This is a genomic window from Streptomyces fulvorobeus (assembly GCF_013167895.1).
Taxonomy (GTDB): Bacteria; Actinomycetota; Actinomycetes; order Streptomycetales; family Streptomycetaceae; genus Streptomyces; species Streptomyces fulvorobeus.
The window spans coordinates 4262360-4284202 of record NZ_BLWC01000001.1 but is presented as its reverse complement, the minus strand read 5'-3'; the positions used below and the strand labels follow the sequence as shown (position 1 = coordinate 4284202).

Below are 21843 nucleotides of genomic sequence, written 5' to 3'. Positions count from 1 at the left end.
ACGGCGTGCCCTCCGATACGGCGGTGGTGCGCGGCTACTCCGCCGCGGGGGCCGTCGTACCCGCCGCGTCCATCGACACGTCCTGTCCGGGGACCGCCTGGCCCGAGCGGATCAGGTCGATCCGGCCCATCACCTTCGAGCGCAGATCGGTCGGGACGTCGTCCTGACCGCAGCAGCGCTTCACCAGCTTCTTCACGGCCTGCTCCAGGCCGTACTTCTCCAGGCACGGGGTGCACTCCTCGAAGTGCACCTCGAACTTCGTGCAGTCGCCCTCGGGCATCTCACGGTCGAGGAACTCGTAGAGATGGTCGAGTACCTCCGAGCAATCAGTCTCGTGCGGCTCTCCGCAGCTCATGAGGCCGAGCCTTTCCGATCGTCCGACTCACCGGCACCGGCGGGGACGAGCCCGCGCTCACGGGCGTAGTCCTCCAGCATGCCGCGCAGTTGCCGCCTGCCACGGTGCAGCCGGGACATCACCGTACCGATGGGAGTCCCCATGATGTCCGCGATCTCCTTGTACGCAAAGCCCTCGACGTCCGCCAGGTAGACGGCGATACGGAACTCCTCGGGGATCGCCTGGAGCGCGGCCTTGACGTCCGAGTCCGGCAGATGGTCCAGAGCCTGGGACTCGGCGGAGCGCAGACCCGTCGACATGTGCGACTCGGCGCGCGCCAGCTGCCAGTCCTCGATCTCCTCGGCCGCACTGCGCTGGGGCTCGCGCTGCTTCTTGCGGTACGAGTTGATGAACGTGTTGGTGAGGATGCGGTACATCCACGCCTTGAGGTTCGTCCCCTCACGGAACTGGTGGAAGGAGCCGTACGCCTTGGCGTACGTCTCCTGGACCAGGTCCTCGGCATCGGCGGGGTTGCGCGTCATGCGCAGCGCGGCCGAGTACATCTGGTCGAGGAAACCGAGAGCGTCCCGCTCGAAACGCGCGTTGCGCTCGGCGGTCGTCTCCTCCGCGCGGCCGTCGTCGGTCCCTGTGTCGGTCCCAGTGACCGGACCCACCTCCTCCAACGATGTGGCGGAGCCGAAACCGGACCCGCTCGAATCGGAGAATAGTCGACCTTGCTTCGAGGCGGGCTGTCGGTCCGATCCGCTCAGTGCCCGCTCGGGAGCGGTCTTGGCCGCATGCAGCACCGTCCACTCCAGATCAGCGGTGTTCGAGCGGCGCGGGCAGATGGTCGAACCCATGCGACGGACTCCCTCTCCACAAACGACGTTGGTGTACCGACGTCCCGAACAACAGCGGCCCCCGGCGCATCATTCCCGGGGCGCCGCTCACACCAGGGAGGCCAGCCACCGGCCCGCCGCACCGGTGACGAGGGACATCACCTGAGCCTCGCTCAGGCCCGAGCGCTTCGGTACGGCGAAGCCGTGGTCCCCGTACTCCACCTCGGCGAGCTCGTACTCCCCGGGCGGGAACTCCCCGGGCCGCCCGAACGGGTCGTTGCCGCCCTGCACGACGAGGGTGGGCACGCCCGCGCCGAGCAGCTCGTCCGCCCGCGACTTCTCCGGCCTGCCCGGCGGGTGCAGGGGGAAGCTGAGCGCGAGGACGGCACGGGCACCGAGCCCGGACGCCGTACGACAGGCGACCCTGGCGCCCGCGCTGCGCCCGCCGGCGACGACCGGCAGCCCCGGTGCGGTCAGCGCGGGCCACAGCCCCCGCCATGCGGTGTCCAGAGTCTTCGGGGCAGGTGCGAGCTTCTTGCCGGCCACCCGCCAGGGCTGCTCCACCAGGGCGACGCCCACCCCGGCACGGGGCAGCGCGGCGGCGAGGGCCTTCAGGTCCCGGGCCTCGATGCCGCCTCCCGCGCCGTGGCCCAGTGCGAGCACCAGGCGGGGCTCCGGCGGGAGCGTCCAGGTGATCCGGGCGGGCCCGGCGTCCGTGTCGACCGTGTGCACTCTCTCCGCGCTACTCACAGGGGCCATCCAATCAAGCCGGGCGCTCAGAACAGCGTCGCCACCTCCGGGGCCGCCAGTTCCGCCAGCAGATGCGGCCCGTTGTTGCGGACGTTGCTGACCTCGGTGGCCACCGGATAGGCCCGCATCAGGCCGCCCGGCGGTGGGGTGAGCAGCGCCTTCAGCTCCTCGGCCTCGGTGCGTGAGGGATCGAGCCAGGCGTCCCAGCGGTCAGGCGTGAGCATCAGCGGCATCCGGGGGTGGATGTCGGCGAGCGCGGAGGGGCCCTCGGCCGGGGCGACCGCGAGCGGGGAGGTCTCCGCCTCGGTCGTGATCACGGAACACGTCGCCCACCACGCCCGGGGGTGGTCGTCGGGCAGGGTCCGGTCGCGCCAGAACTCGTACAGTCCGGCCATCGCGAAGACCGATCCGTCGGCGGGCGTCACGAAGTAGGGCTGCTTGCGGGGCCGTTTCCGCGCGCCCTTCTCCTCCAGTTGGCGCTCCTCGGCGCCCGTGACCCACTCGTAGTAGCCGTCGGCGGGCAGGATGCACCGGCGCGAGGTGAAGGGACGGCGGAAGGAGGGCTTCTCGTGCACCGTCTCGGCGCGGGCGTTGATCAGGCGGGCGGCGCCCTCCGGCGACTTCGCCCAGGAGGGCACGAGTCCCCACCTCAGCGCACGGAGCTGGCGAACCGGACGTTGATCATCCGCGTCCTTCACAGGACGTTCCAGTACGGCGTAGACCTCCTTGGTCGGCGCCACGTTCCAGTCGGGCTCCAGGGCCTCGGCCGGTTCCCACTTCTCGATTCCGAAGAGCCCGGTCAGATCCTCGGGCCGCCGGCTCGCCGCATACCTTCCGCACATAGGTGCCAGACTGCCACGACCTCCCGTCACGAACGCAAGGAGCCGCCCGGCCTATGGACAGCACCGATCTGGGCGATCTGTGGAACCGCGTCTTCGGCACCCAGCCGCTGCCCGAGCAGTGGCTGGTCGTCGTGACCGCCACGGTCGCGCTCGTCGCCGTCGTACCGAACGTCCTGTGGCGGCTCTCGCGGAACGCCATCACCATCGCGCACGAGGGCGGCCACGGGCTGGTCGCCCTGCTCACCGGGCGGCAGCTCGCCGGTATCCGGCTGCACTCCGACACCAGCGGCCTGACCGTGAGCCGCGGCAGACCGACCGGCATCGGCATGATCCTCACGGCCGTCGCCGGCTACACCGCCCCGCCGCTCCTCGGCCTCGGCGGGGCGTGGCTGCTGGTCAACGGCCGGATCACCCTGCTGCTGTGGCTGGCCACGGCACTGCTCGCGGTCATGCTGGTGATGATCCGCAACGTGTACGGGGCCCTGACGGTCATCCTCACGGGGGCGACCTTCCTGCTGGTGTCCTGGCTGGCCTCGCCCGCCTGGCAGTCACTCTTCGCGTACACCGCCGTCTGGTTCCTGCTGCTGGGGGGCGTCCGTCCGGCGTTCGAGCTGCAGTCCAAACGGCGGCACGGCGGAGCGCCGGATTCCGACGCGGACCAGCTGGCACGGCTGACGGACGCCCCGGCCGCGCTCTGGCTCTTCCTCTTCCACGCGGTGTCCGTCTGCTCGCTGACCGGCGGCGGGCGCTGGCTGCTCGGTCTGTGACCGCCGACTGTGCCGCACGACCTCTATCACCCTTACGTTACGCCCGGGTTTCCGCCTGTTTGATCAAGATCCGGGTTTGCGGGGAGCCACTAAAGTAAGGGCCATGACCGAAAGTTCCGTGCACCCCGCCCTCTGGCCCGCCCCTCACGCGAGCGGAGCCGTCGACGCGACCGTCACCGTGCCCGGATCGAAATCGGTCACCAACCGGGCCCTCGTCCTGGCCGCCCTCTCCTCCGAGCCCGGCTGGCTGCGCCGCCCGCTGCGCTCCCGCGACACCCTGCTGATGGCGCAGGCGCTGCGCACGATGGGCGTGGGCATCGAGGAGGGCATCGGCCCCGACGGCTCCGGAGAGGCATGGCGGGTCATCCCGGCCGGCCTGCACGGACCCGCCGCGGTCGACGTCGGCAACGCCGGAACGGTCATGCGCTTCCTCCCGCCCGTCGCGACCCTCGCCGACGGCCCCGTCCGCTTCGACGGCGACGCCCGCTCCTACGAGCGCCCCCTGAACGGCGTGATCGACGCACTGCGCACCCTGGGCGCCAGGATCGACGACGAGGCGCGTGGCGCGCTGCCGCTGACCGTCCACGGCGCCGGCGCGCTGGACGGCGGCCCGGTGGAGATCGACGCGTCCTCCTCGTCCCAGTTCGTCTCGGCGCTGCTGCTGTCGGCCCCCCGCTTCAACCAGGGCGTCGAGGTACGCCACACGGGCTCCAAGCTCCCCTCCATGCCGCACATCCGGATGACCGTGGACATGCTGCGGGCCGTGGGAGCGCAGGTGGACGAGCCGGAGACGGGCGGCGAGCCGAACGTGTGGCGGGTCTCCCCCTCGGCGCTGCTCGGCCGGGACCTGACCGTCGAACCCGACCTCTCCAACGCGCAGCCGTTCCTGGCGGCCGCACTGATCACCGGCGGCCGGGTCATCGTCCCCGACTGGCCGCTGCGGACCACCCAGCCGGGTGACGCCCTGCGCGAGATCTTCACCGCGATGGGCGGCAGCTGCGAGCTGACCGAACGCGGGCTCACCTTCACCGGCTCCGGCCGCGTCCACGGCCTCGACGTGGACCTGAGCGAGGTCGGCGAGCTGACTCCGGGCATCGCCGCCGTCGCCGCCCTCGCCGACTCCCCCTCCACCCTGCGCGGGGTGGCGCACCTGCGGCTCCACGAGACGGACCGGCTGGCGGCGCTCACCAAGGAGATCAACGAGCTCGGCGGCGATGTCACCGAGACCGCGGACGGCCTGCACATCCGGCCGCGCCCGCTGCACGGCGGCGTCTTCCACACGTACGACGACCACCGGATGGCCACGGCCGGCTCGATCATCGGCCTCGCCGTGCCGGGGGTGGAGATCGAGAACGTGGGCACCACGGCCAAGACGCTCCCGGACTTCCCCGAGATGTGGACCGCGATGCTCGGGTCCACCGCGGCGGCCGGGGCCTGAGACATGCGCCGCTACGACAAGAACCCCGACGAGGACGACATCCGCTTCCGCCCGAACCCCAAGGGCAACCGGCCGCGTACCCACACCCGGCCCAAGCACGAGGAGGCCCAGGACGGCATGGTCCTGACCGTCGACCGGGGCAGGCTCACCTGCCTGGTGGACGGTCGTACGGTGCTGGCGATGAAGGCCAGGGAGCTGGGCCGCAAGGCGGCGGTGGTGGGCGACACCGTCTCCATCGTCGGGGACCTCTCAGGCGACAAGGACACCCTCGCCCGTATCGTCCGTATCGGCTCACGCCGCTCGGTCCTGCGGCGCACGGCCGACGACGACGATCCCTACGAGCGCGTGGTCGTCGCCAACGCGGACCAGCTCGCGATCGTCACCGCCCTCGCCGATCCGGAACCGCGCCCGCGCATGATCGACCGCTGTCTCGTGGCGGCCTACGACGGCGGGCTCACCCCGCTGCTGGTGCTCACCAAGTCCGACCTGGCCCCGCCGGACGCGCTGCTGGCCGCGTACACGCCGCTGGGTGTCCCGTACATCGTGACCAACCGCGAGGAGCTGGGGAACGGCGACGCCGCCGACCGGGTGCGCGAACAGCTGAACGACCGGATCACCGCCTTCGTCGGACACTCGGGGGTGGGCAAGACGACTCTGGTCAACGCCCTGGTACCCAAGGACAGGCGGCGTACGACCGGGGTGGTCAACGCCGTCACGGGACGCGGCCGGCACACCACCACATCGGCGCTCGCGCTCCCGCTCCCGGACGGGCGCGGCTGGGTGGTCGACACTCCGGGAGTGCGCTCCTTCGGACTGCACCACGTCGACCCGTCCCGGGTCATCCTGGCCTTCCCCGACCTCCAGCCGGGCGCCGAGAAGTGCCCGCGCGGCTGCACCCACGACGCGGCGGAACCGGAGTGCGCGCTGGAAGCCTGGGTGGCCGAGGGTCACGCCGACCCCGCCCGGCTCGACTCGCTGCGGCGGCTGCTCGCCACCCGGGAGCGGCGCGAGGGCGACTGACCGGATCGGCGCGACGCGCGCACGTTCGCCGGCTCCCACGCCTGGCAAGGGCATAATCGCACCCGAGCGGAGCGGAGCGGTCACTACGTGGGAGGAACCGGCGATGGCGTGGCTGCTGGTCGTGGTCGCAGGAATCCTGGAGACCGGCTTCGCGGTGTGTCTGAAGCTCTCGCACGGATTCACCCGGCTCTGGCCCACGATCGCGTTCTGCGTGTTCGCGCTCGGCAGCTTCGGGCTGCTGACGCTCGCGCTGAAGCGGCTGGACGTGGGCCCGGCGTACGCGGTGTGGACCGGGATCGGCGCGGCCGGTACGGCGATCTACGGGATGGTCTTCCTCGACGACGTGGTGTCCACGCTCAAACTGGTCTCCATCTCGTTCGTGATCATCGGGGTGATCGGCCTCCAGCTCTCCGGCTCCTCGCACTGAGCCACCCGGGTCCCACGCGGGTCACCAGGGCGTGTGGCCCCTTGCCGACGGCTGTGGATACTGTGACGGCATGCCCGATTACCACGATGATCTGCGTCTCGCCCACGTACTGGCGGACGCCGCCGACGCGGCGACGATGGACCGGTTCAAGGCTCTCGACCTGAAGGTGGAGACGAAGCCGGACATGACTCCGGTGAGCGAGGCCGACAAGCACGCCGAGGAACTGATCCGCGGCCATCTGCACCGGGCCCGCCCACGCGACGCGATCCTCGGCGAGGAGTTCGGCGTCGAGGGCACGGGCCCGCGGCGCTGGGTCATCGACCCGATCGACGGCACCAAGAACTACGTACGCGGCGTACCGGTGTGGGCGACGCTGATCGCACTGATGGAGGCCGGCGAGAACGGCTTCCAGCCCGTCGTCGGCGTGGTGTCGGCCCCCGCGCTCAGCCGCAGGTGGTGGGCGGCGAAGGGCGCCGGCGCGTTCTCCGGCCGCAGCCTGACCTCAGCGACCCGGCTCCACGTGTCGAAGGTGGAGCGGATCGCCGACTCCTCGTTCGCGTACTCCTCACTGACCGGCTGGGAGGAGCAGGGGCGGCTCGACGGCTTCCTGGACCTCAGCCGGGCCTGCTGGCGCACGCGGGGTTACGGGGACTTCTGGCCGTACATGATGGTCGCCGACGGTTCGGTCGACATCTGCGCGGAGCCCGAGCTGTCCCTGTGGGACATGGCCGCGAACGCGATCATCGTCCAGGAGGCGGGCGGGAGCTTCACCAGCCTCGACGGTGTCCCCGGCCCCGGCGGCTCCGACGCGGCGGCCTCCAACGGACTGCTCCACGACGAACTGCTGGGCTATCTCAACCAGCGCTACTGACAGGGCTACCCACCTGACCTGCACTTTCCCCCCTTCATCAGTCACTCTGGGCCGTCGTGGGGCCGTGATCGGGCTTCGGGCCGTCCCCGAAGGCCAGGTTCACCGCCTCACGCGTACGCTTCTCGCTGCTCGGCATGAGGTGGGTGTACGTCCGCAGGGTGAACCCCGGATCATGGTGCCCGAGGTACTCGGACAGAGCCTTGATGCTCTCCCCTGCGTCCAGCAAGACGGACGCGTAGAAGTGCCGTAGCGCGTGCATCCCGTTCTCTCGGCCGCGCGGCACGTCGGAAGCGTCCAGAGCGGGTTGCCATGCCTTGGTGTTGAAGGTGGTGCGGATCACGGCGCGCCCCTCAGCGTTGCGGAAGTACAGGTTGGCCGTTGTGGGCGGGCCATCGACCGACCGCCACGGCAACGTCACGGGCTTGGGCGCGAACTCCGCGAGGTGCGCCTCAAGTGCACGAGCGACAACTTCGGGCAACGGGACCGTGCGCGCCTTGCCTCCCTTGGGGAGGGCGAACACCTGCCGTCCGTTGATGAGCTTGACCTGCCGGACGATGTGAACCACGCCTTCGGGTACGTCCACGTCATCCACAGAGAGGCCGAGCACTTCGCCTTGCCTCATGCCGCACCCGCCGGCCAAGTCCACGACCGCCCGGTACCTGGCGGGCAGCTCCGAGCGCACCGCCAATACACGCTCCCGGGACCACGGCGTGATCCGTCGCGGTTCGGGCTTGGGTGTCTTGACCGAGGACGAGCGGCACGGGTTCTCAGGGATCAGGCGGTCGTCCACGGCCGCCCCCAGCATCGCGTTGAGGTTGGCGAAGATGACCCGCTGGTACGACAGGGCAACTCCCGCGTCTTCGAGCTTCCTCAACCATTCCCGGATGTGGATGGGCCTGAGCGAGTCCAGCGATCGGCTACCCAGATACGGCACCACGTGCAGGCGGATCCGCTGCTTGGTGCCGACGAACGTCCCGGGGTCTTGAGTCAGGGACGCCAGCCAGCGATCAGCATGCTGCCGAACCGTGAGGCGCCCGGCGCGCGGGTCGATGTAGTGGCCGCGCGTCATGTCCGCCTCGACCTGAGACAGCCACGCCTCAGCACGGCGCTTCTGGCCGTCCGGGAAGGACTTCGACTTCTCCGTCCCGTCCGGGCTGACGTAGCGGGCGCGGTAGCGCATCCCGGTGCCGTGGCGGTCGGTTTTGGTGCGGACGGTCTTGCCGCCGGGGGTGGTCTCGGTCTTGAACCAGCGGTCTTGGATGTGGCCAGCCATGTGGGCTGAGTCCCTTCGGTGAGTACGGGGCAGGGAGGCGGCGGGTGCCGCCCCGGTGTGCTGTTCTGAGGGGGCTTTCTGGGTGTGCGGGGTGGCGCCTCCCTGCCTCCCTGACGGCTGTTTGCGCTGATCAGGCAGAGGGAGGCGGGTCAGGGAGGCGGTGAGGGAGTTTTCCCTGCCTCCCTGAGCGGGACGGCTCTGCCTCCCTGGTGAAACCGGCCTGTACGGGTGGCTGTCCCGGCCCCTTTACCGGCCTTACCTCGCAGGTGGGAGGCCCTTACCTGCCCCGCTACGGGGTAAAGGGGCCCCCTCTACCGACGAGAGGTGGGCGGAGCCCCGGCGGCGCCTCGGTAGGCGGGTCGCCGGGAGCTCCCGGGTAGAGGGGGTGGGCTTTACCCCGGCGGGTCAGGCGGTGTCGCGGGCTGTCTGCTGGTCGACCCAGGCGCGGACGGCGGCGGGGTCGTAGCGGACGTGCCGGCCGACGCGGAAGCCTGGCGGGCCGATGCGCTGCTTGCGCCAGTGGTAGACGGTCTCGATCGGGACGGCGAGCATCGCGGCGAGGTCTTCGGGGGTGAGGTATCGGTCCGGGAGTCCTGCGCGGAGGATCGCGCGGGGGTCGGTGGGCATGGCGGTGGTGACTCCTCGTGTCCGGGGTGCGGTGCGCGGAGGGTGTACCGGGGTGCCGTACTAGAGAGTTGGTGTAAGCCAGCGTCCAGAGCGCCCCAGCGTCCGCACTCTCCGGTTTGTGCAGGTCAGTTGGGGTGCGATGGGCGGACGCTGCTGCGGACGCTGCGGACGCTGGACGGCTTCAGCGTCCGCAGCGGGTGACACGTCCGGGCCGCTGTGCGGCGGCCCGGCCCGGAAGGTTCCGGTCGTGTCAGTGCAGGTCAGGCGGGAAGTTGTCCGGGTCCGGCGGGGGTTCCTCCGGCCAGAGAGAGGCTTGGTCGGGCTCGGAGAGTGCGGACGCTGACGTGTCCTCCGGCTGGGTCCGGGTGAGGATCAGCAGGCGACGGCGATCGGGGTCTTTACTACGCTGCGTGTCGTCTACGGTGATCCCGATGGACCGCAGGAGCGGGGCCAGCCGCTTGACCCTCCCTGACGCCCGGGTCGGGTCCTTGGGCCAGTCAGGAGGCCGTACCCCGCTGGCGGGTTGGAGCTGTTCGAGGAGTTGCGCGGCGGTCCCCGTCCACGTCCCGGCCCGTGTCACCAGCGCGGCGAGAGCGGTGCCGAAGGTGTCGCCTTCCAACGCGTCGCTGGCGACGTTCGAGGACGCGGCCAGGTAGTCCGGGAGGGTCTGCCAGCCGGTGACTTGGTCGACGGCGGCCAGGACGCGGGCGAAGTCCGCCATGCGCGGCATGGAGTCCAGCCGGATCGACGGCAGCACTTCCAGCACTCCGGCCAGCAGGTCCAGCAGGCCACCGAGAACCGCGGGGCGGGCTTCCGCGAACGCGGCGTCGAGTTCTTCCTCTGAGCGGCGCCGGTTGCCGTCGATGAGTTGCAGTTCCACCATCAGGACCCGCTCCGCCAGGTCTCCCGCGAGAGCTCCCGCGTCGATGGTCGTCATGGCCAGCACCCTGCGGAAGGAGAGCACCACCACGTCGTCATCGGTGAACAGGGCCCGGTCCACGACCCCGTCACCGGTGACGGCCTTGCATAGGGTGTCTGACAGCCACCGGGGGATCGTGCTGATGTTGTCCAGGCACAATGCCCACGAGGTGAACGCCTGCCGGGACCATGCTTTCTCGTCGCGCGGCTGACTGCGCCTGGCAGCCGGGGAAGGGTCGATGAGATTGATGGCCATCTGAGCCGTCATGGACTTGCCAGTGCCCTGCTCGCCCTTGCACGTCAGGATCGGGTGGGGGATGTCGGGCAGCCAGGCCGCCGCCATCCACGCCGCCATCTGCCGGAACGCGCTCTCGTCCATGTTCAGCATGGAGTGGAACCGGGCCAGGCCGTCCGGGGTGCGGACGGGCACGGGCATGGGCGCCATGGCGCCGGAGCGGCGGAAGAGAACCGGGGCCCGGTCCACGACCTCCCAGCGGCCGGCGGACACCACGACCGCGCGGCCGTCAGCGGTGCCGAGGTCGACCACGATCCGCCCGTCCGAGGTGGAGCCGACCCGCAGATGCACGGGCACGGGGTCGTTGTCCTCCGCGATCCCCTCCAGGACCGTCATGGCGTCCGCCAGGGCCGATTGCGAGGCAACATCCCCGTCGAACGTGTCCGCGTACAGGCGGGCGAGACGCTGCCGAACTCCGGTCTTGCCCCGCAGGGGGAGGGCGAGGTTCGGGCCGTCGATGGCGACCGCGTAGGGGCGGGCGTCGGTCGACATGACGAAGGTGTACCGCTCCCGCGCCAGTCCCACGAGCCGGGTGGCGGCTGACGGCTTCTTGCCTGACTCATCACCCGACTTCCCGCCCGACCGGGGGGTGTTCACGGTCGGGCGGCCGGTGTTCACGCCGGGCCGATCGGTGTTCACGGGCGGCGGCCCGGTCGGGTTGGCGGGGTCGATCGGTCGGGGGTGACCGTTCACGTGCTGGATGTCGGTGTTCATGCGCTCACCCCTCGATCTGTCGGCTGTTCACACGTGTTCAGTCGGGCGGTCCGCCGGGGGTGCGCGAGTCGACCGACCCGCACCGCACGACGATCCTGTTGGCGGTGTTTCGTCTGGTCAGGGGTCGACCGTTCACCAGCCGTGCCAGCGTGAACGAGTCGGGCCAGCAGCAGCCAGTTCACCTCCCCCGGACCGAGCCGTGCCGGGCCCGGTCGACTCGACTCGTCGGCGTCGGTGAACACCGACCGGTTGGCCGTGAACGTGTCGTCGGTCGGGTCGGTGTGACGGGGGGTGTGACGCGGCTCGTCACGCAGGTCGGGGCCGTACGTCCAGACGATCAGCAGCGCCAGCGACAGCGGAAGCCGGTCCGCTTTGGCCTGGTTGCACGGTCGGCAGGCGAGCACCAGCGCACCTGCCGACCACGTCCGCAGCACGGACACCGGCACGACGTGATCGAGGGTCGCCTCCCGCAGCGAGACGAACGGCAGCGCGCAGTAGGCGCACCGCTGACCGTCGCGGCGGGCGAGTTGTTCCTTGCGCTGACGTCGACGCGCAGAGTTGAGCGGGTGGCCGTTCCTCATGCCGCGTGCTCCATGTCCTCGGCACCCAGAGCGCGCAGCACAGGGGCGCACACGGTTGCCCCCATCACTCGCTCCCGGCTGACCCCCAGCCTCTTGGCGATCTCCCGCGTGGGCACGTCTCCGTTGAGCAGAAGCGCACCCCGGGCCACGTCGTCCAGCCGCAGGAGAACTTCCCGCTGCGCCGCGCTCCGTGCCGCCAGCGCGCGCTGCTCCCATTCCGGCAGCGACTCCATGGCCACCAGGTCGCAGGACAGCTCAGGGTTGTCGATCTGCAGGAGCAGGATCGCCGTCTTCGCGAGCCGGTCAGCGGTGGACTCGCTGCACCCCAGACGCTCGCCCATCACCTTGTGGGGCGTGCCGTCCAGCTTCAGCAGCAGCGCTTCCCGCTCTCGCTCCGGAAGCGCGGCCACCATCCTGGCCAGGTAGTCGGGCAGGTCGACCCAGGCGCACTGGTTGGGCAGCAGCGGGCACAGCGCGTTGCACGTGGCGGGCTCCGTCCAGTCCACCACCGTCTCGGAGGACCGCATCAGCGCGAAGTGCTCTGCAATCTCACGCTTCACCCGGACGAACAGGACCTTGCGGGTCTCCGTCTCGGACCATTCCGGGTGACCCAGCACGTCGGACGCTCCACTGCGGGCCACCCGCACCCACATGGACTGAACGACATCCTCAGCCAGCGCCCACGCCTCGCCGTTTCCCATCCGGGTACCGCACAGCCGGGAGTAGGCGAACCGCACCAAGCGGTCCCCGTAGGCATCGAACAGCACGGCAAGCCGATCGGACTGCTCGGCCGTCAGCGGGACGATCTCGCCACTCTCTAAGCGTCGACCCCCCGGGCCACTGCCCGTGGCAGTTCCAGAGCTCCGACTCCTACGCTTCGCGACAGTTCCAGGCATGATGGATGTACCCCTTCGCGGGTTAGGGGAGCGGCGTTCTGCTTGGCGGTAGGGAGCCGCCCCCTGTGAGAGCCCTGGCCTTTGGCCAGGGCTTTCTTTCGACCAGCACCAAGTGCATAGCGCTGCTGCGCCTCTCCGATCGGATCGACCAGCGGGCACATCCCTAGGGTTCCCTAGGGCACCCTAGGGTGTCAAGGGGTACGCTAGGGAACGCATCAACGGAGAGAAGGAGCTGACAAATGCCGGAGCAGGTCGGCCATCGGGCACCGTACGCACGGATCGCCGCTCACTACACGGAGCTGATCACGTCAGGGCAACTGCGACCGGGCGCACTTCTGCCCAGCATCAAGGCCCTGGCACAGGAGTGGAAAGTCAGTACGGCCACCGCCGAGAAGGCGTTGCGGCAGCTTCGCGGCGAAGGGCTCGTGCGAGGCATCCACGGCATTGGTACCGAGGTGATCGACCGCCCCACGCCGATGTCCTCAGGCTCTCAGCGGCAGGACCGTGGCCACCGCAGCGGATCAAGCTGGGGAGCGGGTGAGCGGTCCGACTCACATGAGGCGTCGGTGGTCTCAGCGCCGGCCGATGTGGCAGCAGCCTTGGACATCACGCCGGACTCAGACGTTATCCGCCGCCGCAGGGTGTATCGCGATCGTCGCGGCATCGTCGCGCATTCGACCTCATGGATTCCCGCTGCATACGCCGAGCTGGTGCCCCAACTCGCCGAGAACGCCCGCCTCACGGGTGGCACGTCGTTGCAGCTCATCGCCCAGGCCACCGGGCGGCCGATCACCCGCCGGATTGACAGCGCCTCGGCACGCTTGCTGAGGCCCGCAGACGCAGAGCTTTTGGAGCTTGACCCGTCGAACCCTCCAATGGAGCCAGTGGTCGTCATGACCGCAAAGTTCATCGATAGCGCGGGCCAGGTCGTGGAGTATGGCGTGGACCTCGGTAGCCCGGGCCGGACGTGGCTCACGGAGTCGGAGGTAGCGCAGTGACCGCAGCTTCGGCTTCAGGGCCGTTTTGCGTCCTGATGGCGGGGCTTCCCGGGTCGGGTAAGACGACGCTCGCGCGTGCTCTTACGGCCCGTGGATTTGTCCGGCTGTGCCCGGACGAAGAGATGTTCCGTCGCCACGGTGTGTACGGAGTCGACTTCCCACGAGGCATCTTCCCAAAGCTGGAACGCCCGGTTCTGGAAGAGATCGCCGTGGACCTCGGTGAGCATCTTCGGGCGGGACACAACGTCGTGGTCGATCACGGGTTCTGGACTCCAGAGGATCGCACGCGCTGGAGTGCGGTGGTCACGAACGCCGGAGGCCGGTCAGTACTCGTCTACCTGGAAGCGAGCCACGAAGAACTTTGGACGCGAGTCAGCGAGCGAAACGCTCGACACAAGGCCGATGCAAACTCGATTTTCTTCTCGGAAAGCGACCTAGCCAGATATCGGACGAGGTTCATTCCGCCTCAAGCTGATGAACCCCACATCGTCTATGGCGGTGACCCGGATTCCGTGCTGCAAGCGCTCGAAACAGCAGGGCTCAAACCTGGGTGCTAGGCGCTAGTTCGCAGCTCAGAGCCACTTTCGGGTGCTAGCGCCCCTGCTAGACCTAGCAAGGACCCCTGCTAGGTCTAGCAGGGGTTTTCGTCCGTCCTGCGGTTCCGGAAAGGGATAGAGCGAGCGGCAAGCCGCACGACCCTGGGCAGCTCGCTCCGCGAGCGCGCGCACCCCGCCGGCCAACTCGGGCAGCGTGACGCGATGCAGGCCCGGCGGTGCGTGACCTGTCTGAGGGCCGGAGTTCTGCGTCACCGCGTCATCAACGTCACCCGAACCCCCTGACCTGCGGTTTTATGGTGACGCAGGCGTCCGGGGGTGCGTCACCCCATGACGCAGGGCCGCGTCATGGGGTGACGCAGGTGACGCAGGATTCTAGCTCTGCGTCACCCCGCTTTCCCGCAGGTCAAAGCCCCTTTCTCGCCACCGGGGTGACGCGGTGACGCAGACCTCTCCTACTTAAGAAAAAGAGGGGAGCTTTTGTGGTGCTACAAGTGGGAGCCATCGAACAAGCAAGAGGAGCACCCCGCCGCGCCGCCGGGGGTGCTCCTCTTGCTTGTGAGCGGGAAGCGGAATGCTCACGGCCGGAGAGAAACACGCGCCGGAGGAGAGGATAGCGTCCGCAGCGTCCGCACCTCTCCACCTTAAGAGCCGTCTTGACCTGCGGTGATGCTCTTAAGAGGAGCGAGGGTTGCGGACGCTGCGGACGCTAGCGGACGCTAAATAAATTGTTTAGCGTCCGCACCATTCCCGCAGGTCAGACACCCTTCCGAACCCCTTGCGGACGCTGCGGACGCTGTCTTACACCAAATCTCTAGGATGGGTTAAAGGGAGAGGGAACCGGAACCGCTCTCTTCCCGTTGCCGACCGCGATGGGGAGGGGAGGCAGGCTCCCCCACTAATAGCCTCTCCTGGAGGGGTCCCGGAGGGGTGCCTCCCCTGCCTCCCCAGCGCGCACCGACCGCTGAAGAGCCTTCCAAGGACGCCACGCAGGGAGGGGGTTCGGGAGCTCCCGGCACCCTCCCTCCTGCGTGGCTCTTGGAAGGCTCTTCAAAGAGATGGACCGGCCGCACGTCGAGAACGAAGAGACCACCCCCCGGCGCCGGGGGGTGGTCTCTTGGTCCCGTCACTGTGTGACCCGTGTGGGTCTGTGTGGGTCAGCACCCCGCACAGGCCCAACACGCCTTCCAGGGGGGCTCCCGGGGGCCTTTCCAACGGTGGCCGCGTGTGAGTCACACACCCCACACGCGCAGGTCAGCGACCCACACACACCCGTGTGACGCACACACGCCGTGTGGGTCACACGCGCAAGCCCGTGTGGGGCCGCGGTGTGGGTCACGGAACAAGGTACGGCGGCCCCCGGGCGAGCCGACCTCTCACCGAGCGTTACTGGCTACTGGTCACCGGCAACTTTCCACTAGCCAGTAGAGCACCCCTCTACCGGCCACCAGAGCCTTCCAGCAGGCTGTTTTCGGGTTGCCAGTAACCAGTAGCCACTAACCACTGCGACCACGCAACGTCCCCATAGCCCGCACCGCGCCACGCCGCTCGCGTCGGCCGACGGGGTGCGCGCGCTCGCGGAGCGAGCTGCCAAAGGGTTGTGCGGCTTGCCGCTCGCAAAATCCCCATCAGGACCGCCCTCCATTCCCGGGAGATCACAGCCCGTGCCCGAAGTGTCTGTGGTGGGGCCCCCACAGACACCCCACCACAGACCACCACAGCCGTGTGGGACCCCCACAAGGCTGTGGTGGTCTCTGACCTGCATGTGGTGGGTGTGGGGGTCCCACAGAAGCAGCCCCCGAAACCGCCCCTGAACCCCCAACTGGGCACCTCACAGCGCCTCCTGTGAACGCTTGTGGGAGTCCCACAGACCCCGACGCCACTGCAACCGAGAGTGACCCTCTCACCCCACCGACCACACCAAGCCTCAAACCCCCACCAGCCGACACAGCATCACCAAACCCACCGACGCAAAGATAGGCCGCCCCACCCAACGCCCCTCGCCCCTCGCCCCTCGCCCCTGTGGCTTGTCGCTTGTCTTGCCGCCCGCAACCAACCGTCCCTGTCCAGCGGTCGCCAGACCCCGTCTGACCTGCACCACGACAAGCGACAAGACAAGCGACAAGACAAGCCGGGCCACGCCACCACGTGAAGGTGCACTAGCCGCAGCCGGCGCCCTCTGGAGGGGGTTTGCATCCGAGAGCCTGGGCCCGGCTTCCCTTCCGCCGCGCAGATGTAGCCCCGCGTACCGGTAGCAGTGATCAGCTGGCACTGCCGGCAGCCTTGTAAGCCTCCTAGATTTGAGGCTTTTACAAAACCAGTGGCTCGCGAGGCTGCTTTGCGGCAAAATCTGATCACCTTCAGGAGGAGCCATGGGTCAAGCCAGCCGCCGCAGAAAAGAACTGCGCAAACCACCCAGTTCACCAGAAGAAGAATCGAGGAGAGCTTATCGGAAAGCTAATCGAGCCCAACGGCGTGCAAGTCGATACGATTCAAGTTTGGCACAGTATGAAGAACTTGCCGCCCGGGGCAGCGGATATGTAATTGAGGGCATGATAGCTCGCCACAATGCACGAATGGAGAACATGGCGAAGCTACCGCCGCCAGCCATCGAGCCCGTGATGTCCGCCCTGCTCTCCATCGGCTTCACAGATTTCGCCCTTCGAGAGCTAGGCGCCACACGAGACAGATCACCATCTTCGTATGGCGGGGGTTGGGTAGACCATTTGAGCTGGGGAGCCGACAGTGCTTATTCAGCCGCTCGTCTACTTTTCAGCGGTCAGTTCATCGGGGCTACGACCATTTTGCGGTCCCAATTTGAGAGGTGGACTGAGAATGCGGCATACAATACCGGAATTAGTCACAGGAGGGGAGAATCTGTCGCAGATTACGCGGCGCGCGCGTGGGCAAAGTGCCACAAGAATTATCCTTTTGCACCTCAAGAAATAAATGCAAGCCCCGAAGCTGCGGAGGACGTGGACAGTCCACACCTTGATTCAGCACAAGAATCTCCCCCTGGCCCCTCGGTCCTGATAGGGGGTGACTATGAGGTATATCCATCCGCGTTGATGAACTCTATGTCAGATCTACTTCACAGCCGCGGGCCATGGGTTGATGTTGTGCATTGGGAATCTGGACAGCTACTCGATGGGGTTCCTCCGGCAGCACTCGGAGAAGCATCAACAGGGCTTGCAGATGTCATGACTCTCAACCTTCGGCAGATTCGCCTATGCCTGGCCACACTGGCCGAGGAAGAGGGAAAATCGGATCTACCTCGAAGAATCTTTCTCGGCTCAATCGAGAGAGGTCGCGGAGGCCATAAGCCGCCCACATTTCCGTCCCTCATCCCGCTTCTGCCCAATACTGGCCTGACTCCAGGGATCGTAGGTGGCCTCAAAGACGCAGCGAGAGCCCACGAGAGTGTCATGCAGGGCAAGAAGCCAGCCGGGAGGCTTTACCGGGACGACGAGTTCGCACTCCTTCACTTCTACGAGCGGCGCGCTAGAGCAGCGACATGGGCACTGAAGGCGTTCGACCTGGAAAAAAGACGTATGGGGAAACTCGATTTCGAGCATCTAGAAACTCGAAACTTCCGCTATCTTATTGCTGCAGAAATGGCTGGCCTGATGTCCGTCTGGCTTAAGCGAAGCCCTGCCGCCGACGCTGCAGCGGCGTGCTCCTCCGCCATGCGATCCGCCTATTGGCTGTGGCTTGAAGACGACGACCGAGCTCTAGCCGCCTTGCGCGTCCTTCTAGAGCAATGTGGACGCTTGAGAGTCTGGACGGAAAAGCCAGAAAAGGCTGAGAAGCTGGAGCGGTCGCCTTCCAGCACGCCGAAAGATTGGCTGATTGCGGCAGGGTGGCGACGCCTCTCGGCCCTTAATAAGGCACTCGGAGAATTCTCCCATGCCCATGCTAATATCCGATGGGATGGCGCACGTGAAATTCTGCAGAAAATTCAGCATGAGAAAATTGATCCAGACGACAGCTTGCATATGGCCAGGGGACATGCACTTGACGCGCTGACCTTCATCTTACTGAAGGAATTGATCGGAAGTTCAGAAAAGGTTTCACCTGTGATTGGGTCAACCTTTCGGAAAATCGTAAACGATATCCTGATTGAGGAGAAAGACCTAGATAAAGGAACAGAGGCTCTTTTCAATCGAACCCTTCTACACAAAGATGCATCGCTGGGAGAATATTCCTTCCGGGGGCCCGCTGATGCGACTCGAAAGGGATTCACGCCAGCGGCAGATGGATGACCAGGTGGCCCACCTAGCGATCAGCCTGCGACGCATCCGTGGAGGGCCGCAATGATCGTCGGGCGGCCATAGTTCTTTCTACCCGGAGGGGCGGACCTCGTCGCCCGCTTACGTGGCTAAGCGGCAGGCCCGCCTTGCGCTCGACCGACCAATTCGGGGACCAGCGGAAGTGCACGTCTAGCACCTAGCGCTTGGGCACCAGCGCCCCCTCTAGCGCTAGGGGGTTGAGGTCCTAGCGCTAGAGGGCTCAGTGTGGCCGTCGCGGGCCGTCTGTGGGCCGTCCGAGGGTGACCCACAAGCGCCAACGTTCACCAACGCTGACCACTGGATCGCAGGCCAGAAGGCCCCCTCAGGCAGTAGCCGCAGGTAGGCAAGGCTTCTAGTCAGTTCCAGCGCTACTGACGACGGACAGGCCCCGTCCTGCGGTCCTGCCGGGGCGTGCGGGGCCCGCGCGCCGCGCTCTCGCACGCCCCGGCGCTCTTCCCTCCCGCCCCTTGTCGACGCCGTCCAGGGGTGCAACTCTGGGAGCCCCCACTTGTGAACTTGTGAACCGACTCACACGGTCGGATCACGGAGTCAGCTCACGAGTCGGCGCACCCAGGAGGTGGCTCTCTTCATGCTCGTCCGCGACGCCATGAGCACGGTGGTCCTGACCATCGGCCCGGCCCACACCCTCCGCCAGGCGGCCCGGCTGATGTCGGCCCGCCGCGTCGGAGCGGCCGTCGTCCACGACCCGGACACCTGCGGGCTCGGCATCCTCACCGAGCGCGACATCCTCGACGCGATCGGCTCGGGGCAGGACCCCGACCGGGAGACCGCGGCCACCCACACCACCACCGACGTGGTCTTCGCCGCTCCGGGCTGGACCCTCGAAGAGGCCGCGGAGGCCATGACCCACGGCGGTTTCCGGCATCTGATCGTGCTGGACGGCGACGGTCCGGTCGGAGTCGTCTCGGTGCGCGACATCATCCGCTGCTGGGCACCGGCCAGGCGCCGCCCGGTGGAGCTGGCGCTCTGACACCCCGGACCCGCACCGAACCACGGCGGGCCGGACCCCCGAAGGGAATCCGGCCCGCCGTCCACGGCAAGCGTCCTCACCGGCCGCGCAGGGCGTGGACCGCGACCTCCAGCCGCTTGCCGAAGTCCCCGTCCGCCTGACGGAAGTTGTTGATCGCGCGCTCGGCGATCTCCTCGCGCGTGACCTTGGCGATGAACCCGGCGAGGTTGTCTATCAGCCGGGCCTTCTCGTCCTCGGAGTACAGCCGGTAGAGGTTCCCGGCCTGCACGAAGTCGTCGTCCTCCGCGTGCACCGGTGCCTCGTGGTTACCGGTGGCGCCGGCGACCGGGACGGACTGCCACAGGGGCCGGTCCGTCTGGAACGGGCCGCCGAAGCTGTTCGGCTCGTAGTTCTTCGCGCCCTTGTGGCGGCCGTCGTAGAGAGACCCGTCACGGCTGTTGGTGCGCGCCTCGGTGGCGCGCGGACGGTTCACCGGCAGGTGGTCGGCGTTGACGCCGACGCGGTAGCGGTGGGCGTCGCCGTACGCGAACAGCCTGCCCTGGAGCATCTTGTCAGGCGAGGGACCGATGCCCGGCACGAAGTGCGCGGGACTGAAGACGGACTGCTCGGTCTCCGCGAAGACGTTCTCCGGGTTGCGGTTGAGCTCCAGCTTCCCGATCTCGATCGGCGGGTAGTCCGCGTGCGGCCACACCTTGGTGAGGTCGAAGGGGTTGAAGCGGTACGTGGCCGCGTCGGCCGCCGGCATGATCTGGACCTGCACCGTCCACGACGGGAAGTCACCGCGCTCGATGGCCTCACGCAGGTCGCGCTGGTGGGAGTCGGGGTCCTCACCGGCGAGCTTGTTGGCCTCGGCCTGCGTCAGGTTCCTGATGCCCTGGTCGGTCTTGAAGTGGTACTTGACCCAGAAGACCTCGCCGGCCTCGTTGTTCCACTGGTAGGTGTGCGAGCCGAACCCGTTCATGTGGCGCAGCGTGGCCGGGATGCCCCGGTCGCCGAAGAGCCAGGTCACCTGGTGCGTCGACTCGGGCGAGAGGCTCCAGAAGTCCCAGACGTTGTCCGCCTCCTGGGAGCCGGTGTACGGGTCGCGCTTCTGGGTGTGGATGAAGTCGGGGAACTTGATGGCGTCCTTGATGAAGAACACCGGGGTGTTGTTGCCGACGAGGTCGTAGTTCCCCTCCTCCGTGTAGAACTTCAGCGCGAAGCCACGGGGGTCGCGCACCGCGTCGGCGGAACCGAGGTTGCCCGCCACGGTGGAGAAGCGCGCGAAGGTCTCGGTCCGCTTGCCGACCTCCGAGAGGAACGTGGCGCGCGTCCACCGCGATACGTCACGGGTCAGCGTGAACGTGCCGTACGCGCCGGCGCCGCGGGCGTGCACGACGCGCTCCGGGATGCGCTCGCGGTTGAAGTGGGCGAGCTTCTCCAGCAGCGCCTGGTCCTGGAGGAGGACCGGCCCGCCGACCCCGGCGGTCTCGCTGTTCTGGTTGTCGGCCACGGGCGCGCCGGCCTCGGTGGTGAGCGGTCCCTGTGTCACGTGCGCCTCCTGCGTCGTCCTGCACGGCATGCGTTTCCCGCACAGCCTGTCCTCGGCGTATGCCGGTCTGGATCCTACATTAGACATTGTCTAAGTCAACTATTGATCCAAAGTCACACCTATTCGGGATGTGGCCCCTCCACTGTTAGGCTGGGACCCATGAGCGACCTCCTGGAACGACTCCGTGGACGCGGCTGGCGCATGACGGCGCAGCGGCGCGTCGTGGCCGAGGTTCTCGACGGCGACCACGTGCACCTCACGGCGGACGAGGTCCACGCGAGGGCCGTCGCGAGGCTGCCCGAGATCTCCCGGGCGACCGTGTACAACACGCTGGGCGAGATGGTGTCGCTCGGCGAGGTCGTCGAGGTCTCCACCGACCGCAGGGCGAAGCGCTACGACCCGAACGCCCACCGCCCGCACCACCACCTGGTCTGCGGGCACTGCGGCGCCATCCGTGACGTACACCCGTCGGGCAATCCGCTGGCCGACCTGCCGGACACCGAGCGGTTCGGCTTCACGGTCTCGGACGTCGAGGTCACCTACCGCGGTGTCTGCCCGAACTGCGTCGCGACGGCCTGAGCAACCGCGACCGCACCCCCTGTACGGCTGACGGCTGCCGAACGCGGGCCCCCGCGGCGACCCGCGTTCGGCCTGTTGGTGCGCTCGCGGCCTGTTGGTGCGCTCGGACATGCCGAAACGACCGAGGCCCGGTTCCTTGTCAGGAACCGGGCCTCGGTCTTCAGTAGCGGGGACAGGATTTGAACCTGCGACCTCTGGGTTATGAGCCCAGCGAGCTACCGAGCTGCTCCACCCCGCGTCGATGAACGCAACACTACGTGGCCCCGCCGACCAGCGCAAATTCATTCGGACGGCCGAGCGGGGCCGCCC

At 67.9% G+C, this 21843-nt stretch carries 20 protein-coding genes and 1 tRNA gene; 10 read left to right on the top strand and 11 right to left on the bottom strand.

The genetic code is table 11. The features are described 5' to 3' along the window. Nucleotides 1-34 precede the first annotated feature (34 nt). The 4 genes from rsrA to Sfulv_RS19475 all read right to left on the bottom strand — a co-directional run bounded on the left by rsrA (nt 35) and on the right by Sfulv_RS19475 (nt 2765). A complete protein-coding gene (gene rsrA, locus Sfulv_RS19490) occupies nt 35-355 on the bottom strand; it encodes a mycothiol system anti-sigma-R factor (protein WP_173315804.1) in 321 nt (106 codons plus the stop codon). Further along, on the bottom strand, nt 352-1008 hold the full coding sequence (locus Sfulv_RS19485) for a sigma-70 family RNA polymerase sigma factor (RefSeq protein ID WP_195826154.1): 657 nt from the start codon (nt 1006-1008) through the stop codon (nt 352-354). The genes rsrA and Sfulv_RS19485 overlap by 4 nt, the downstream gene beginning before the upstream one ends. 273 nt (nt 1009-1281) lie before the next feature. After that, nucleotides 1282-1932 (bottom strand): alpha/beta hydrolase family protein, encoded by a 651-nt coding sequence (locus tag Sfulv_RS19480; RefSeq protein ID WP_173315802.1) that lies wholly within the window; start codon nt 1930-1932, stop codon nt 1282-1284. A gap of 17 nt (nt 1933-1949) precedes the next feature. After that, on the bottom strand, nt 1950-2765 hold the full coding sequence (locus Sfulv_RS19475) for an SOS response-associated peptidase (RefSeq protein WP_173315800.1): 816 nt from the start codon (nt 2763-2765) through the stop codon (nt 1950-1952). Nucleotides 2766-2818: 53 nt separating this feature from the next. Between Sfulv_RS19475 and Sfulv_RS19470 the strand changes: the two genes are divergently transcribed. The 5 genes from Sfulv_RS19470 to hisN all read left to right on the top strand — a co-directional run bounded on the left by Sfulv_RS19470 (nt 2819) and on the right by hisN (nt 7288). Next, on the top strand, nt 2819-3532 hold the full coding sequence (locus Sfulv_RS19470; protein ID WP_173315798.1) for a M50 family metallopeptidase: 714 nt from the start codon (nt 2819-2821) through the stop codon (nt 3530-3532). 103 nt (nt 3533-3635) lie between these two features. Next, a complete protein-coding gene (gene aroA, locus Sfulv_RS19465; RefSeq protein ID WP_173315796.1) occupies nt 3636-4970 on the top strand; it encodes a 3-phosphoshikimate 1-carboxyvinyltransferase in 1335 nt (444 codons plus the stop codon). A 3-nt stretch (nt 4971-4973) separates the two neighbouring features. Next, a complete protein-coding gene (gene rsgA, locus Sfulv_RS19460; RefSeq protein WP_173315794.1) occupies nt 4974-5990 on the top strand; it encodes a ribosome small subunit-dependent GTPase A in 1017 nt (338 codons plus the stop codon). 103 nt (nt 5991-6093) lie between these two features. Then, a complete protein-coding gene (locus Sfulv_RS19455; protein ID WP_173315792.1) occupies nt 6094-6417 on the top strand; it encodes a DMT family transporter in 324 nt (107 codons plus the stop codon). A gap of 70 nt (nt 6418-6487) precedes the next feature. Next, nucleotides 6488-7288, top strand: coding sequence for a histidinol-phosphatase (gene hisN / locus Sfulv_RS19450; RefSeq protein ID WP_173315789.1), 801 nt, complete (start codon nt 6488-6490; stop codon nt 7286-7288). A gap of 37 nt (nt 7289-7325) precedes the next feature. Here the strand turns inward: hisN and Sfulv_RS19445 are convergent, their stop codons facing one another. The 5 genes from Sfulv_RS19445 to Sfulv_RS19425 all read right to left on the bottom strand — a co-directional run bounded on the left by Sfulv_RS19445 (nt 7326) and on the right by Sfulv_RS19425 (nt 12463). Continuing rightward, nucleotides 7326-8561 (bottom strand): tyrosine-type recombinase/integrase, encoded by a 1236-nt coding sequence (locus tag Sfulv_RS19445; RefSeq protein ID WP_173315787.1) that lies wholly within the window; start codon nt 8559-8561, stop codon nt 7326-7328. Between the two features lie 405 nt (nt 8562-8966). Beyond that, nucleotides 8967-9188, bottom strand: a complete 222-nt coding sequence (locus tag Sfulv_RS19440) for a helix-turn-helix transcriptional regulator (protein WP_173315785.1) — start codon at nt 9186-9188, stop codon at nt 8967-8969. 250 nt (nt 9189-9438) lie between these two features. Further along, nucleotides 9439-11115, bottom strand: coding sequence for an AICE element replication initiation protein (locus tag Sfulv_RS19435; protein WP_218900409.1), 1677 nt, complete (start codon nt 11113-11115; stop codon nt 9439-9441). After that, nucleotides 11112-11696: an HNH endonuclease gene (locus Sfulv_RS19430; protein WP_173315783.1), complete on the bottom strand. Its 585-nt coding sequence runs from the start codon at nt 11694-11696 to the stop codon at nt 11112-11114. The genes Sfulv_RS19435 and Sfulv_RS19430 overlap by 4 nt, the downstream gene beginning before the upstream one ends. Then, nucleotides 11693-12463: a sigma-70 family RNA polymerase sigma factor gene (locus Sfulv_RS19425; protein WP_173315781.1), complete on the bottom strand. Its 771-nt coding sequence runs from the start codon at nt 12461-12463 to the stop codon at nt 11693-11695. Before Sfulv_RS19425 ends, Sfulv_RS19430 begins: the two co-directional genes overlap by 4 nt. 368 nt (nt 12464-12831) lie before the next feature. Between Sfulv_RS19425 and Sfulv_RS19420 the strand changes: the two genes are divergently transcribed. The 4 genes from Sfulv_RS19420 to Sfulv_RS19405 all read left to right on the top strand — a co-directional run bounded on the left by Sfulv_RS19420 (nt 12832) and on the right by Sfulv_RS19405 (nt 19424). After that, a complete protein-coding gene (locus Sfulv_RS19420; RefSeq protein WP_173315779.1) occupies nt 12832-13590 on the top strand; it encodes a GntR family transcriptional regulator in 759 nt (252 codons plus the stop codon). Continuing rightward, entirely contained in the window at nt 13587-14147 is a 561-nt protein-coding gene (locus tag Sfulv_RS19415; RefSeq protein ID WP_256669006.1) for a P-loop nucleotide/nucleoside kinase family protein, read from the top strand. The genes Sfulv_RS19420 and Sfulv_RS19415 overlap by 4 nt, the downstream gene beginning before the upstream one ends. Before the next feature lie 3422 nt (nt 14148-17569). Next, a complete protein-coding gene (locus Sfulv_RS19410) occupies nt 17570-18406 on the top strand; it encodes a hypothetical protein (RefSeq protein ID WP_173315777.1) in 837 nt (278 codons plus the stop codon). A 616-nt stretch (nt 18407-19022) separates the two neighbouring features. Then, nucleotides 19023-19424 (top strand): CBS domain-containing protein, encoded by a 402-nt coding sequence (locus Sfulv_RS19405; RefSeq protein ID WP_173318020.1) that lies wholly within the window; start codon nt 19023-19025, stop codon nt 19422-19424. Between the two features lie 76 nt (nt 19425-19500). On the opposite strand, the gene Sfulv_RS19400 is transcribed toward Sfulv_RS19405, so the two are convergent. Then, on the bottom strand, nt 19501-20985 hold the full coding sequence (locus tag Sfulv_RS19400; RefSeq protein WP_173315775.1) for a catalase: 1485 nt from the start codon (nt 20983-20985) through the stop codon (nt 19501-19503). Nucleotides 20986-21114: 129 nt separating this feature from the next. Here Sfulv_RS19400 and Sfulv_RS19395 point away from each other — a divergent pair, with 129 nt between their 5' ends. Next, nucleotides 21115-21534, top strand: a complete 420-nt coding sequence (locus Sfulv_RS19395; protein WP_173315773.1) for a Fur family transcriptional regulator — start codon at nt 21115-21117, stop codon at nt 21532-21534. Nucleotides 21535-21698: 164 nt separating this feature from the next. Here the strand turns inward: Sfulv_RS19395 and Sfulv_RS19390 are convergent. Continuing rightward, nucleotides 21699-21772 (bottom strand) — tRNA-Met (locus tag Sfulv_RS19390). Nucleotides 21773-21843: the final 71 nt, after the last annotated feature.